9 protein-coding genes are annotated in these 15219 nt (G+C 41.1%); 2 read left to right on the plus strand and 7 right to left on the minus strand.

Annotated features, from left to right (window positions below; genetic code table 11):
* Nucleotides 1-150: 150 nt before the first annotated feature.
* The 3 genes from LLY41_RS16395 to LLY41_RS16405 form a co-directional block, all read right to left on the minus strand.
* Nucleotides 151-3435, minus strand: a complete 3285-nt coding sequence (locus LLY41_RS16395; protein ID WP_304585877.1) for an efflux RND transporter permease subunit — start codon at nt 3433-3435, stop codon at nt 151-153.
* A 184-nt stretch (nt 3436-3619) separates the two neighbouring features.
* Nucleotides 3620-4999: a Na+/H+ antiporter NhaC gene (gene nhaC / locus LLY41_RS16400; protein WP_095243996.1), complete on the minus strand. Its 1380-nt coding sequence runs from the start codon at nt 4997-4999 to the stop codon at nt 3620-3622.
* 393 nt (nt 5000-5392) lie between these two features.
* A complete protein-coding gene (locus LLY41_RS16405) occupies nt 5393-6970 on the minus strand; it encodes a peptide chain release factor 3 (RefSeq protein WP_095243995.1) in 1578 nt (525 codons plus the stop codon).
* Between the two features lie 187 nt (nt 6971-7157).
* Between LLY41_RS16405 and LLY41_RS16410 the strand changes: the two genes are divergently transcribed.
* Together LLY41_RS16410 and LLY41_RS16415 are read left to right on the plus strand one after the other, a co-directional pair.
* Entirely contained in the window at nt 7158-8033 is an 876-nt protein-coding gene (locus LLY41_RS16410; RefSeq protein ID WP_095243994.1) for a metal-dependent hydrolase, read from the plus strand.
* Between the two features lie 167 nt (nt 8034-8200).
* Entirely contained in the window at nt 8201-9418 is a 1218-nt protein-coding gene (locus LLY41_RS16415) for a NupC/NupG family nucleoside CNT transporter (RefSeq protein WP_095243993.1), read from the plus strand.
* Nucleotides 9419-9466: 48 nt separating this feature from the next.
* Here the strand turns inward: LLY41_RS16415 and treC are convergent, their stop codons facing one another.
* The 4 genes from treC to tatA all read right to left on the minus strand — a co-directional run bounded on the left by treC (nt 9467) and on the right by tatA (nt 15055).
* Entirely contained in the window at nt 9467-11152 is a 1686-nt protein-coding gene (gene treC / locus LLY41_RS16420; RefSeq protein ID WP_095243992.1) for an alpha,alpha-phosphotrehalase, read from the minus strand.
* Nucleotides 11153-11425: 273 nt separating this feature from the next.
* Nucleotides 11426-13102, minus strand: coding sequence for a glycoside hydrolase family 13 protein (locus LLY41_RS16425; protein WP_304585878.1), 1677 nt, complete (start codon nt 13100-13102; stop codon nt 11426-11428).
* 90 nt (nt 13103-13192) lie between these two features.
* Nucleotides 13193-14596 carry a PTS system trehalose-specific EIIBC component gene (gene treP / locus LLY41_RS16430; RefSeq protein WP_095243990.1) on the minus strand — a complete coding sequence of 468 codons (1404 nt, stop codon included), beginning with the start codon at nt 14594-14596 and terminating at the stop codon, nt 13193-13195.
* A gap of 279 nt (nt 14597-14875) precedes the next feature.
* Nucleotides 14876-15055 carry a twin-arginine translocase TatA/TatE family subunit gene (gene tatA, locus LLY41_RS16435; RefSeq protein ID WP_095243989.1) on the minus strand — a complete coding sequence of 60 codons (180 nt, stop codon included), beginning with the start codon at nt 15053-15055 and terminating at the stop codon, nt 14876-14878.
* Between the last annotated feature and the right edge of the window lie 164 nt (nt 15056-15219).

The following is a 15219-nucleotide window of genomic DNA, read 5'->3' on the forward strand; positions in this document are numbered from 1 at the left end:
TACCACCAGCTACAAGTCGATACTTTTATTGTGCTCTGAATATTGGTCAATTATCAATTTATTTTCCAGATATTTTCCTGAAACACCATCTAAAAATTAAACTTCAGCACAAAAATAAGACCCCTTCAGTAGAAGGAGCCTTCATCAGATCTAGGAATTATCATCCCGTTTCTGGTTTTTCATATCATCGTCATCCCTTTTTACAATTTTCAACAACTCCTCTAGCATAGCTGCCATATCATCTCTGCTGTAGGATTTGTCATCAGAGGATTGAAGCTGTTTTTTGTCTTCGTCATTATCGTGATTCCAGTTTTTCTCCACTCTTTCTTCAAGCAGGTAAGCTGGCACTAAGTGGCCATCCGGTGTTGCATACATTTTATTTAATCGCCGTGTATCCTTGTCAAAAAAGCTATATACAACTGGTATGACAAATAGTGTCAGGAACGTACTGCTGATCAGTCCGCCAATAAGAGTAATTCCCATGGGCTGGTTAATTTCTGTTCCTTCTCCAATGCCAAGTGCTAAAGGCACTAAGCCCAGTATAGTAGTTAAGGCCGTCATGAATATTGGCCTTGCACGGTCCTTAACAGAAATGATTATGGCATCGTAGCTCTTTAGGCCCTGCTCTTTCTTTTGGTTAATATAATCGACAATGACTATTGCATTATTCACTACAATTCCTGCAAGCACAATAATCCCGATTATGGCTGTTAAACTAATAGGTGTTTGGGTTGCGGTAAGAGCAATTGCCACACCTATTACCATGAGCGGCACAGTAAACATGATAACCAGCGGATACTTAAGTGATTCAAATTGAGCTGCCATGACAAGATAAATAAACACGATTGCCAGTACAAATGCCAGAATCAGGTCATCAATGGACGATTCCAGCAATTCTCTGTCACCGCTAAAAACGATTTCTGTTTCATCCGGCAATTTCAGATCGGCAATTTCTTTATCCACTTCTTTTGACATGGCACCCATGTTTGTAGAAGATTTGTACTTTAATGTAAATTGGACAGCATCCTGCTGATTAATCCGCTGAATATTTACCGGTCCTTCTCCGCGCTCAATATTGGCTACATCATTCAGAGCGGCATAATTGCCATCAGGCTTTTTAATAAGCAATTTCTTCAAATTCTCTATATCCTGTGTGACTTCCCGATCGTACTCAACAAATACCCCATATATATTGGATTCATCATCTATCATTTGTGTAGCACGATTGCCCCGTGTTACGTCATTTACTGCCATGGCTACCTGGGCGGGAGCCAAACCCTCTTCAAGAGCCTTTTCACGGTCCACAGTTATCTGAATTTCTTCAACGGTATCCATGAGATCAGTCGACAATTCGGTTACATCCTCAAGGTCCTTCAATGCATTATAGATTTTATCAACATTCTCCTTTAAAGGGTTGGGATCTGTGTCCCTCACACTAAAGGTCAGTGTATTCGGCGATGTACCTGCTGTCGACTGTGTATTAAATGAGAGTTCTGCAGTTTCATTAACCTTTGATGCAGCAATTTCCAGATCCTTTTTCACCTCATCGACAAATTCAAAGGTAGACCTTTCCCGCTGGTCCAGCTCTTTCATTTTGATATACAATTCAGCAATATTGGCATTTTTCGAGCCCCGGAAGGACCCTTCCTGTGTAGTTCCAATGAGACTAACAAATGTATCTACATCTTCTTCATCCTTTAATTCTTCCTCTAAAGCAGATACAGCCTTTTCTGTTTCTGAAAGTGCAGTGCCGTTCTCAAGCTCCATACGCACCGTAAAAAAGCCCTCATCTGCATTTGGAAGAAATTGTGTACCTACTGTGGTCAATCCAAAGCTGCCCGCTGCCAATAAAAGCATGGTAATTGCTATGACCGCTGCACGATTCCTTAATGACCACTTGATTGATTTTTCAAGTGATCGCATTAAGCCTGTTTCCTGCCTTTTTGCCTCCGTGTTTGTTCTTGGAGCCTTCAGCAGCCTGCTCGCAAGCATGGGCACTATTGTCAGGGCAACAACCAGAGATGCAAATAAACTAAAGGAAATGGTCAGGGCAAACTCCTTAAACAATTCACCGATTATCCCAGTTATAAATACTACTGGGAGGAATACGGCAACTGTCGTCAAGGTGGAAGCCGTAATTGCACCTCCTACTTCTTTTGCCCCAACACTTGCCGCCGTTTTCGGATCTTTCCCCATTGATAAATGGCGGTAAATATTCTCAATAACCACGATGGAATTATCCACCAGCATGCCTATTCCAAGCGCCAATCCGCCAAGAGTCATAATATTTAAGGTAAAATCGGAAAAATACATTAACACAAACGTGAAAATAACTGAATAAGGAATAGAGATTCCAATGATGAGCGGACTTTTGACATTTTTCAAAAAGAAAAACAGCACAATCATAGCAAAAATACCGCCAAGAATCAGTGAATTTGAGATATTTCCTATTGCAAGACTTATGTAATCTCCCTGATCGAAAAGAATTTCAGATTCAATATGTTCAAACTGTTCCTTTTCAAGAAGATTATCCAATTGCTTTATAAATTGATCTGAAACCTCTGCCGTATTAGCATCGGACTGCTGCAGGACACTCAGTAAGACAGATGGAGCCTGGTTTGTGCGCGTGATGGTGCGATCATCCTGGCTGGCCAGCTGAACCTCTGAGATATCATCAAGGCTTACTTTATTGCCTGTTGCGGGGTCTGCTGTTACCGTAAGTTTTTTCAGTGTATCCAGGGAATCAATGGAGCTGATAATTCTGGTTGTCAGCTCTTTTCCCTCAGTCAATACAGGATCACCCGGCATTGATATATTATTGGATTCAATTACATCCACAACATCCGCCTGGCTAAGTTTGAAATCTTTCAGCTTTTCCTGGTCCAGTTCCACTCTTACTTCCTTAATGGCTGTTCCTGAGAGATTTACGCTTGCTACTCCTTCCACTTTAGATAGCTCCAGGTTCAGTTCTTCCGCAAGCTTTCTTAATGCTTCAGGCTTCTCATCTGCACTAAGAGATAATTGAATAATCGGAAACTGAGCAGGGTCAAACTTCATAAATCGCGGTTTATCAGCTTCATCAGGAAGCTGTGTCTGATCCAGTCTTTGAATGACCTCACTTTGTATTTCATCAATATCTGTAGTCCAGGAAAATTGCATCAAAATGAAGTTTGCGCTCTCCTGTGAGGTAGAGGTCAAAGTCTTGATCCCCGGCAATGTTGCCAGATTTTCCTCAAGTGGCTTTGTTACTTTTTCCACCACTTCATCGGGACTTGCTCCAGGATACGAAGTGACTACTACTCCTACAGGAGGATTAAGATCTGGTATGAGTTTTAATGGAATATTTAAGAGGGAGACTACCCCTAAAATAAGCACTAAGAACATCGTAACCAATGTAAAAATTGGCCTTTTGATTGAAAAATCGCTTATTCGCACACATTCTGCTCCTTTCAATGACTGTATGAGGTAATCTGTGATCGATGCATGTAAAAATTAACACATTTTAACTATATTAAAGCAGCTATTGCGATGCAAGCAATCAGTGTGCTGTCATTATAATTATAAAAATTACATCAGCTCGTTATCCACAGAAAAAAGCAGCCTAAGCAGCTGCTTTTTTCTATAATTTTTCGATTTTAAAACCAGTAAATCCATAGATAATGGTGATTACAGGACTGAACAGACAGAATAATGCAAATGGCATATAAGCTGTTGTTTCTACACCTAAGACACCTGTCAGAAATACTCCGCATACACTCCATGGAACTAACGGGTTTACTACCGTGCCTGCATCTTCAAGAATTCTGGAAAGATTCTTTGGATGCAGCCCGGCTTTTTCAAAAGGCTCTCTGAAAGCATTTCCTGTTAAGAGAATTGACAAGTACTGTTCGCCAAGCAGGAAATTAATCCCGATTGCTGTTCCTGCTGCTGCCGCCACTAGAGCTGACATCCGATTCAAAAACCCTTTGACCCCTTCCAGAAGAGCTGGAAGGATCCCAAGCTTAAAGAATAAACCGCCCATAGAAAGCGCGAGCAATACCAAAGAAATCGAAAACATCATGCTTTCCATGCCGCCTCTTGATAAAAGGGCGTCAACTTCCTCTGAACCGCTATTTGAAGCATATCCTGAAAACAGCAATGTCATAACTTTTTCCAAGCTGAAGCTGCTTTGGACGATAACGGCTAAGATTAATGCAGATACTATGCCAGCAGACAGCGTAATAATAGCTGATACTCTTTTAATGGCCATTATAGTCAAAATCGCAAATGGAATGAGGGAGTACCAATGTACCAACCCCTCATCCAGCAAAGTTTTTTTCAGCTGGGCAATCTTTGAGAAATCAGATGCTGCCTCCGATGGTGACAGGAAAGCAAAGATTGCCAGTGAAATGATAAACGAAGGAATTGTTGTCCAGGCCATCGTCTTGATATGCTCAAATAAATCCACCTTAACTGTCGATGATGCCAGGTTTGTTGTATCGGATAGAGGGGACATTTTATCTCCAAAAAATGCCCCGGAAATAACTGCACCTGCCGTAATTGCATCCGAGAGACCCAAAGCTGAACTGACTCCCATAAAGGCCACTCCCAATGTAGCAGCTGTTGTAAGTGAGCTTCCTATGCTCATGCCGATCACAGATGCTACCACAAATACTATGGCATAAAAGAACTTTCCATTAACAGCTTCCAAAGCCATATAGATAAATGTAGGAATCGTGCCGCTCGCCATCCAGCTGCTTATCAGCATCCCGATTAAAAAAAAGATGAAAATAGCCCCTAATCCGGACTGGGCACCTTCAATAAGCCCCTTTTCCAGCTGTGTTATAGATACTTTTCTTATTAAACCGTAGGCTAATAACCCCATTATCGCGAAAACAACCGGAATATGTGGAACTGCCCCGGCAAAAATAATCGAATAACTGATTCCGCCTAAAATGATGAAAGTGACAATGAGTGCCTCCATGGGCTTTAAATTTAACGCTGCCTGATCATGATGCATAATGTATTCCTCCTAAATTTGCCTGTAATTTATACAAACAAAAAGAGCCCTCTCGCCTATAGGGACGAAGGAGCTCCGCGGTACCACCCTAATTGATAAGCTAACGCTGCTTACCCACTTAAAAAGTATTGTCCATATTGGATGCAGTTGTATTTCGACCATTGCTGCCTGGATTTTCATCAGCCATCCAGTTTCTAGTTGCTGCCGGCAATTACTCTACTTATGCTGCGGACAAGATTTTTTATTGAGATTACACTTTCTGCTTTTTAACTTAGACGCTTTTTAGCGTTAAAGCGTATGTGTTAATACTATATTATCAATTGATAGATATGTCAATAGTAATGAGGAAGGAATATATGGAAAGCTAAAACGGCCCATAAAGGGCCGCCAGCTTTATTCCGAGTCCATCGGATTATATAGTTTTACATCAGGATTTTTTTCCTGGAACCATCTGAGTGCAAAGTCATTTTCAAATAGAAAGACATTTTTGCCGTACCGATCTTTAACCAGGAGGCTTCTTCCGCTGGAAAGGTTTTCGTTGACCTCATCGCCTTCTACCCAGCGTGCGATCTTGGAGCCCTGCCTTTCCATATATACTTCTGTGTTATATTCATTTTTCATGCGGTGTTCAAAAACTTCAAACTGAAGCTGTCCCACTGCACCCAGGAGGTATTCTTCCATTTTGACTGTCTTAAACAGCTGGATGGCACCTTCCTGAACCAGCTGCTGAATGCCTTTATGGAAATGTTTTTGCTTCATGACATTTTTAGCTGTAACTTTAACAAAAAGCTCAGGTGTAAATTGAGGGAGACGTTCATATTGGAAGTTATTTTTTCCGGCTGTTAATGTATCGCCTATTTGATAGGTTCCCGGATCATAAATTCCGATGATATCTCCGCTTACTGCAGAATCAACCGTACTTCTGTCATCTGCCATGAATTGAGTGGACTGCGCTAGCTTAATGGACTTGCCGATTCTAGGTATATTCACAGCCATGCCCCGCTCAAATTGGCCTGAACAAATTCTTAAGAATGCAATCCTGTCGCGATGTGCAGGGTTCATATTGGCCTGGATTTTAAATATAAAGCCAGAGAATTCTTCTGAAAGCGGATCAATTTCCCCTGCAGTCGAATTTCTCGGCTGCGGCGGCGGTGCAAATTGCAGGTAAGACTCAAGGAAAGTCTGTACACCAAAGTTGGTCAGTGCGCTTCCAAAAAACACAGGTGTCAGTTCTCCATTTGCAATTCTCTCTCTTGAAAACTCATTGCCTGCTTCATTTAACAGCATAATCTCTTCAAGCGTCTGATCATATAGTCCAGAATCCTTAATGGAATGGTTGCCCTCTATTTCACCTTCCTGATTTAAGGAAATAAAGCGGTCCTCTTCCTCTACTCTGAATTGCTCAATTCGATTATTAAACCGATCATAAATCCCCAGGAATTCTTTTCCCATCCCAATAGGCCAGTTCATTGGGTAAGATTCAATTCCCATAACTTCTTCCAATTCAGCAAGGAGCTCAAGGGGTGCTTTTCCCTGACGGTCAAGCTTATTCATAAAAGTAAATATCGGAATTCCTCTCATGCGGCAGACCTTGAATAATTTAAGTGTCTGCTCCTCGATCCCTTTAGCTGAGTCGATGATCATAACGGCACTGTCAACGGCTGTCAGCGTGCGATATGTATCTTCACTGAAATCCTGGTGACCAGGCGTGTCTAGAATATTTACACGTGCTCCCTCATATTCAAACTGCATCACACTGGAGGTTACAGAAATTCCACGCTGCTTCTCAATCTCCATCCAGTCACTTGTCGCATATTTGCCTGTCTTCTTCCCTTTAACTGTACCTGCATCACGAATGGCACCACCGAATAATAAGAGCTTTTCGGTAAGCGTCGTTTTACCGGCATCCGGATGGGAAATAATCGCGAACGTGCGGCGGGATAAAACTTCTTCTTTAAAATTTTTGGACATATTCGTTCCTCACTTACTTATATGAAAATTTGTTGACCAAGCAATCAATGTGTCACTAATTATTGCAATACCTTCAATTTTATCGCTCTCAAGTCAAGTTTGCAACGCATTTAAAATTGCATATTTCTTTTTATAAATCTTTTTCAGGCTTATAATAGGGAAACTAAATGCAAAAAAGGGGTTTAAAATGGATACAATTACTCATACTCTATTCGGCTTGAGCCTATATGGAGCAGTTGATAAACGTAACATGGATAAAAAATCCAAAAGAGCGTATTTGCTAACCGCTGTAGGGACAAGCCAAATTCCGGATATTGATGTCATCTCTCGCTTCTGGGATACAGAAGGACTTTATCAGATGTGGCACAGGGGGATTACCCATTCCGTTTTCCTTACCCCGGTTTGGGCCCTGCTGTTTTTGCTGCTGTCCTTCCTGCTTTTCAGAGTCAAGGATAAGAAGCTTTTTCTGCTGGGATGGCTTGCAGTTTTCATACATAATACCAGCGATTTATTTAATGCATGGGGCACAGGTTATTTGGAGCCATTTTCAACTATGAGGGTTACTTTTGGTACGATTCCAATTGTTGATTTGGTGTTTTGGATCATAATGGGAGCAGCCTATTTCTTTACAAAAAGGAATAAATCTAAATCCCCTTACTATTTTAAATTAGCATGGGCTTTTATGCTTCTTCATGTGGTAATTCAAAGCACACAGGGATATCTCATTTATAAACAGTATGATGATTACTATGAACAAGTTGCACTATCGGCAGATTTTATCCCGTGGTCTTATTCCGTTATTACAAAGAAAGATGACGAAGTGACCATATTCAATGATACTCTTTTCACCGAAAAGAGAACCCAATATGTGCTTCAATCAAAAGAAACAGCGGATTTGGACAAGTTGTTTTCGCAAGCTCCTGAAGCTAAAACTCTTTATGAATGGTCCCCATTTGTGGTTCTCGTTGATGATGATGAAAGGCTAGGGCTCTACGATCCCCGCTTTTACAGAAACGGCCAGTCATTTTTATTCGAATATATTGAAAAAAACACAGAAAGATGAGCGGTGTGCTCATCTTTTTTCGTTTATCCCCATCATTTATTTCATGCTTAGTATTTTCATGAATTTATTCCTTTTGCGCATAATAGAACTATTGGATTTACAAGCAGTTTCTCAAGGAAATAGGATTAATGCCAGGAAACACTACTACATAGTGAAGAGGTGTAAACATGAATTTTGTTTGGGGGATATTCGGAATCATTGTCGTTTTAGGAATAGCCTTCCTGCTTTCAAGCAATAGAAGGGCGATAAGTGTAAGAACAGTTGCGGGAGGGCTTGCCATTCAACTGATTTTCGCCTTTCTCGTTTTAAAGTGGGAAGGCGGCAGAAAGGGATTGGAATGGCTCACAATGAAGGTAAACGATATAATCAATTACGCCAATCAGGGAATAAATTTCTTATTTGGCGGCCTTTTTACAGATGAATCAGGCATTACCTTCGTTTTTGCACTTCAGGTTTTGCCTGTTGTAATCTTTTTTTCATCACTGATTTCCGTTCTTTATTACTTAAGGATTATGCAGTTTTTCATTAAGATCCTCGGCGGGGGACTGGCTAAGCTTCTAGGGACTAGAAAAGCGGAATCCATGTCTGCAGCAGCCAATATATTCGTTGGCCAGACTGAAGCTCCTCTTGTAATCCGCCCATTTATCGCCAATATGACAAAATCCGAGTTGTTTGCAGTTATGACAGGAGGCCTTGCTTCTGTGGCAGGATCTGTTTTGATCGGGTATTCCTTATTGGGTGTGCCTCTTGAATATCTGCTGGCAGCAAGCTTTATGGCTGCACCTGCCGGTTTGGTCCTGGCCAAAGTTATGCTTCCGGAAACGGAAGATAAAGAAGAGCCTAAAGAATTTGAGATGGAAGTGGATAGCGATTCTGCAAATGTCATTGATGCAGCGGCAAAAGGAGCAAGTGTCGGACTGGAGCTCGCTTTAAATATCGGCGCAATGCTGCTGGCCTTTATTGCTTTGGTTGCTTTAATTAACGGGCTTCTTGGATGGGTTGGAGGGTTATTCGGGCTGGAAGGCCTGACGCTCGAAATCATACTTGGATATGTGTTCTCTCCGCTCGCGTTTGCTATAGGAGTTCCATGGTCAGAAGCCGTACAGGCAGGAAATTATATTGGCCAGAAGTTAATTTTGAATGAGTTTGTTGCTTATTCTGCTTTTGCACCGGATATCCCGACTTTATCTGATAAAACGGTGGCGATCGTAAGCTTCGCCCTTTGCGGATTTGCCAATATTTCCTCATTGGGCATCCTGCTGGGAGGACTTGGCGGATTGGCCCCGAACCGCAGGCAGGACATTGCACGGCTTGGTTTAAAGGCAGTTGCTGCGGGTGCTTTGGCATCTATGCTAAGTGCCGCCATAGCCGGAATGCTGTTTTAATGAACTATGAAATATGGAAAATCCTCCCGCAGGCCGGGAGGATTTTTTTTATTTCTTAAAATAATAGATAACCGATTCATATGGCCTTAACTGGATGGTCTCCGCAGCAGAAGGTGACTGCTTATAATTGGCAAGTAAAATATCTGCTTTATATTCATCTGCTTGAATGTGTTCAGGAAGGGTAAAGGTTGTTTCTTTCCCATAAAAATTATTTACGACCAACAGTTTTTCATTATCACCATTTCGAACATAAGCAAATACATCAGGATGATATTCAGAAATGAGTTCATAATCACCATAGGTGATGATATCGTACTGCTTTCGAAGCTGGATCAGCTTTTTATAATGATAGAAAATAGAATTCTCGTCCTTCAATGCGTTTTCGGCATTGATTTCCCTGAAATTGGATGCGACATGAATCCATGGGATTCCATCGGAGAATCCGGCATTTTCGGTACTATTCCACTGAACAGGCGTCCGGGAATTATCGCGAGATTTGCTTTTGAGAATGTTAATTATTTCTTCTTCTGCCATTCCCTTTTCCTTAAGAATAGAATGAACATTCAGTGATTCTACATCTCTATATTCTTCAATCCTCTCAAACCCGGGGTTTGTCATGCCAAACTCTTCTCCCTGATAAATATAAGGAGTTCCCTGCATCATATGGATGGCTGTAGCCAGCATTTTAGCAGATTCACGATGATAGTATTTGTCATCACCATACCTTGATACAACACGAGGCTGATCATGATTGCACCAGAATAAAGCATTCCAGCCTCCCCCATTGTGCATTTCAGTTTGCCATTTGGATAAAATTTGCTTTAATGCCGTAAAATCAAAATCAGCGAGTGCCCATTTCTCTCCATTAGGGTAGTCGACTTTTAAATGATGAAAGTTGAAAGTCATACTTAATTCTTCCCGCTCGGGGTTGGAATACTTTATACAATGATCAATTGTAGTGGATGACATTTCCCCAACTGTCATACTATCGTACTTTGAGAATACTTTATCATTCATTTCATGCATAAATTCGTGAACACGAGGGCCATCGGTATAGAATTTTCTTCCGTCGCCCGGAGGTACAGAGCCGTCATCATCCGGAAAATCCTGATCTTTGGAAATCAGATTGATTACATCAAGTCTAAAGCCATCTACACCTTTTTTAAACCAGAATTCCATCATGTCATACACTTTGCGGCGAAGGTCTTCATTTTCCCAATTTAAATCAGCCTGTGTAACATCAAAAAGATGAAGATAGTATTGGCCGGTTGCTTCATCATATTGCCATGCATTTCCGCCGAATTTGGATTCCCAGTTTGTCGGCTCGCTTCCACCTTCCTTTGGATCTTTCCAGATATAAAAATCGCGGTATGGATTGTCTTTTGATTTTTTTGCTTCCTGGAACCATTGATGTTCAGTGGAAGTATGGTTAACAACAATATCCATAATGATTTTCATGTCCCGGTTATGGGCTTCTTCAAGTAGCTTATCAAAGTCTGCCATTGTTCCATATTCCTCATGGATGCTGAAATAGTCGCTGATGTCATATCCGTTATCACGCTGCGGAGATTTATAAATGGGTGTCAGCCAGACGACGTCCACACCTAATTCTTTTAAGTAATCAAGCTTGGCAATAATTCCAGGAATGTCTCCAACTCCATTTCCTGTCGTGTCGTTAAAGCTTTTCGGATAAATTTGATAAACTACTGCTTTTTTCCACCATGGTTGTTTCATTTAGAATCACCCTGTTTTAGTTTATTTAGAATAATGCTTTTCTTTTAGCTGTTGGCTCTTTTTCCAAAGATTGTTGTTTTTGTTTATAAATTCAGCCCGTTGATTTCCGCTGCAGTCACTTGCTTTCCGCGGGGAGGAATGTGAGCCTCCTCAGCTTCGCCTGCGGGGTCTCACACTTCCCTCTCCTCCCGCAGGAGTCAAGTGCCTTCCGCTCCAATCAACTCAGCAAATTAAAAAAAGGTTTGAAAATGCAACAAACTATAAGAAAACAGCCTAGCTGTTAAAGAGAAGCACCTGAGTTTCGTATGGACGAAGTTTTATGGTTCTGCCAATTTGTATTTCATTGTAATTCCCAATCAGCGGTTCAAATTTTTTCTGCTGGAGGTCTGCAGGGAGTTCTGCTTCAGTGTTTCCGCCATAGAAGTTGCACATGACAAGAAGAGTCTGATTGCCGAGTGTTCTTGTATAGGCGTAGACTTCGGGATGTTGATCGAGTATAAGGTTATACTTTCCGTAAATAATAATTTCATTTTTCTTCCTGATTTCTATAAGCTTTTTATAATAATGAAAAACAGAGTCAGGGTTTTTCATGGCCTTTTCGACATTAATGTCTTTATAGTTAGGATTTACTTTTATCCATGGAGTTCCTTCCGTAAATCCTCCGTGCCTGGAAGAATCCCATTGCATTGGCGTTCTAGCATTGTCACGCCCTTTTGCATAGATGGCCTTCAGTGCTTTTTCCTCTGTCCAGCCATCGTTAAGAGCTTCTTTATAAAAGTTAAGTGTTTCTATATCTCTGTATTCATCAATGCTTGAGAAACGGACATTCGTCATTCCGATTTCTTCGCCCTGATAAATATATGGAGTTCCCTTCATCATATGCAGCAATGTTGCCAGCATCTTTGCTGACTTATCCCAATACTCTCCATCATTCCCGAATCTTGAAACAGAGCGCGGCTGATCATGATTATTAAAATAAAGACTGTTCCAGCCAACCTCATCCAGTTCATTTTGCCATTTGGTCAGATTTGTTTTTAGATCAAATAGATCAAGGGGTTTGAGGTCCCATTTGCCATTTGGCCCGTTATCGAGACTAACATGTTCAAACTGGAAGACCATATTTAACTCATTGCGTGATTCACCTGTATACTGCCGAGCCCACTCCGGATTTACACCAGGCATTTCACCGACAGTCATTACATCATACTTCGATAAGGCCTTTTCATTCATCTCCTGCAGGTATTCATGAATTTTTGGGCCGTTTCGATAATACTTGCTTCCAGAAGCATATTTCTTCCCTGGCTTTGGTTCATCATCTGGAAGTCCCTCCACTTTGGAGATAAAGTTGACTACATCCATTCTGAACCCGTCAATCCCTTTTTCAAGCCACCAGGTCATCATGTCGTAAATTTCTTTTCTCAGTTTCGGATTCTCCCAGTTGAGGTCAGGCTGTTTTTTTGAAAATAGATGCAAATAATATTCTCCTGTACTTTCGTCAAGCTCCCAGGCAGATCCGCCGAAATTGCTGCCCCAGTTATTCGGCTCCTTTCCACTTTTTCCTTCACGCCATATATAGTAGTCCCTGTATGGATTATCTTTCGATTTCCTTGCTTCTGAAAACCAGATATGCTCGTCTGAACTATGGTTCACTACCAGATCCATAATGAGTTTGATGCCTCTTGTATGCAGCTCTCCAAGAAGCTCTTCCCAATCCTCCATTGTTCCAAACTCACGCATAATATCCTGATAATCACTGATATCATAGCCATTATCATCATTGGGTGATTTATAAACTGGAGAAAGCCAGACCACATCAATACCAAGCTCTTTCAAGTAATCAAGTCTTGAGATAATTCCCTTTAAATCTCCTATTCCATCTCCATTGCTGTCCATGAAGCTTCGAGGGTAGATTTGGTAAACTACACTCTCTTTCCACCATTGCTTCTTCATAATGCAACCTCCGGTATATTAAAATATTGAGCAAGCCTAAAAATGGCAATACCATGGAATCATAGAACTCCATGGCATCAATCATTTTATTTAAGCTTTTCTAAATTTCGAGAAAGCTAAAGTTAATACAAACGGCACAACTAGGGCAATCCCCATTCCGATAAAGAAAGCACCCCAGTTTTCCGCAAAGATGGAGAAGAATGCCGGCAAGCCGCCTACTCCAATTGACGGTGCCTTAACACCATTTATAGTGATGAATATGCCTGCTGCAGCTGACCCAATAATCGCTGCAAAGAACGGATACTTAAAGCGAAGATTAACCCCAAACATCGCCGGCTCCGTTACACCCAGCCACGCTGAAATGGAAGAAGTGAGCGCAAGCCCTTTCAGCTTTTCGTTCCCTTTGCTTAACAGCATCATGGCAAAAGCGGCTGAACCCTGTGCAATATTGGACAATGCCACCATCGGCCACAAAAACGTGCCGCCAATGCTGCCGATTAGCTGAAGATCGACTGCCAGGAATGTATGATGCATGCCAGTGATAACAAGAGGTGCATATAATCCTCCGTAAATCAAGCCTCCAAGGGCCGGAACAGCATCAAAGATTCCGACAACCCCATTTGTAATCCAGCTGCCAATCGTGAATGTAATTGGTCCGATGGCAATAAAAGAAAGAAATCCGGTAATAAGCAAAGCGATTGGCGCGACAGTCAGAAGCTGAAACGCATCAGGAATTCTTTTTCGCAGAAATACTTCTATCTTAGCCAAAACATATGAAGCAAATAATACAGGCAACACTTGGCCCTGGTAACCTACTTTTTCAATTTCAAGACCAAATAAATTCCACTTCGGAACTTCCTCTGCTGCACCATAGCCCCATGCATTTAAAAGATCAGGGTGCACCAGCATCAAACCAAGCACCATACCAAGAAGCGGACTGCCGCCAAACCGGTTTACAGCACTCCATCCAATCAGGCCTGGAAGAAATACGAAAGCCGTATTGGCAATCAGGTTAATGATGCTCGCCAGATCAGCCCAGTTTGTATAAACATCAACAAACGACTTATCATCGAAGAAAATATCCGGGGCTGTCATAATGTTGTTGATTCCCATCAGCAAACCAGCTGTTACGATAGCCGGGAGGATAGGAATAAAAATATCAGCCAGTGTTTTAATTCCACGCTGCAGGGGATTTAAGTTTTCGGCAGCTGCACTTTTGGTCTCTTCTTTTGACGATTCACCAATACCGGTTGTATCTGTCATTTCTTTATATACTTTATCAACGAGGCCTTGTCCAATCACAACCTGGAATTGTCCATTGGTGGAAAATGAACCTTTTACAATATCAATATCTTCGAGCTTTTCTTTATTGACTTTTCCTTCATCTTTTAATGCAAAACGCAGCCTTGTTACACAATGAGTGGCCGCAGCGATATTATCCCTGCCCCCGATAGCTTCTACGATTTGCTCTGCTGACTCTTTATTTGTGGCCATTCTACGCTCTCCTCCTGTTACCGTTTTCATATTAAAGAAAAAAACAGTTTTAAGGTTCTCATTTATCGTTCTCGATTTTTATAAATCTATCCATTACACACAAACTAACTTGTATATACATGAACTGTTTACGCTTTCATTTTATCCTGTATATACATGTTAGTCAACTATTTTTTATTTTCCTTCTTTTATATACCCATTCACTCGGTTTGAAAGCCATAAAAAAGAAAAACCGGCTTCGAGACTAATCGTCTGCAAAGCCGGTTCTAAACCAGTAGGCTATTTTCTTTTATCATTATCATCATCATCATCTTTAGTGAGATCACGGGTAGATTTCTTAAATTCTTTTAAGGTCTCCCCGAATGCTCTCCCTATTTCAGGAAGTTTTTTAGGACCAAAAATAATAAGAGCAAGAACCAGGATGAGAATTAAGCCTGGAATACCGATGTTTGATAACATGCTGAACACTCCTTATATATCATATCGCTTGAAACAGCAGTAATCTTGTTCATTGTCCATTATAGGGGATTGGCTCATAAAATCATAGTATGAGATATTTTTATAAAATCTATAATAAAAATCTGCCGTACTGCTTTTTCCATTTTTTCTCCTGGTTAAATGTT

This window comes from Cytobacillus firmus (assembly GCF_023612095.1).
In the GTDB taxonomy this organism is placed as follows: Bacteria; Bacillota; Bacilli; order Bacillales; family Cytobacillaceae; genus Cytobacillus.

What these genes read in the sequence shown, in the direction of transcription:
- nhaC (WP_095243996.1), bottom strand. Translation starts at nt 4,999, where the DNA reads ATGCATCATGATCAGGCAGCGTTAAATTTAAAGCCCATGGAGGCACTC.
- LLY41_RS16405 (WP_095243995.1), bottom strand. Translation starts at nt 6,970, where the DNA reads ATGTCCAAAAATTTTAAAGAAGAAGTTTTATCCCGCCGCACGTTCGCG.
- LLY41_RS16410 (WP_095243994.1), top strand. Translation starts at nt 7,158, where the DNA reads ATGGATACAATTACTCATACTCTATTCGGCTTGAGCCTATATGGAGCA.
- LLY41_RS16415 (WP_095243993.1), top strand. Translation starts at nt 8,201, where the DNA reads ATGAATTTTGTTTGGGGGATATTCGGAATCATTGTCGTTTTAGGAATA.
- treC (WP_095243992.1), bottom strand. Translation starts at nt 11,152, where the DNA reads ATGAAACAACCATGGTGGAAAAAAGCAGTAGTTTATCAAATTTATCCG.
- LLY41_RS16425 (WP_304585878.1), bottom strand. Translation starts at nt 13,102, where the DNA reads ATGAAGAAGCAATGGTGGAAAGAGAGTGTAGTTTACCAAATCTACCCT.
- treP (WP_095243990.1), bottom strand. Translation starts at nt 14,596, where the DNA reads ATGGCCACAAATAAAGAGTCAGCAGAGCAAATCGTAGAAGCTATCGGG.
- tatA (WP_095243989.1), bottom strand. Translation starts at nt 15,055, where the DNA reads ATGTTATCAAACATCGGTATTCCAGGCTTAATTCTCATCCTGGTTCTT.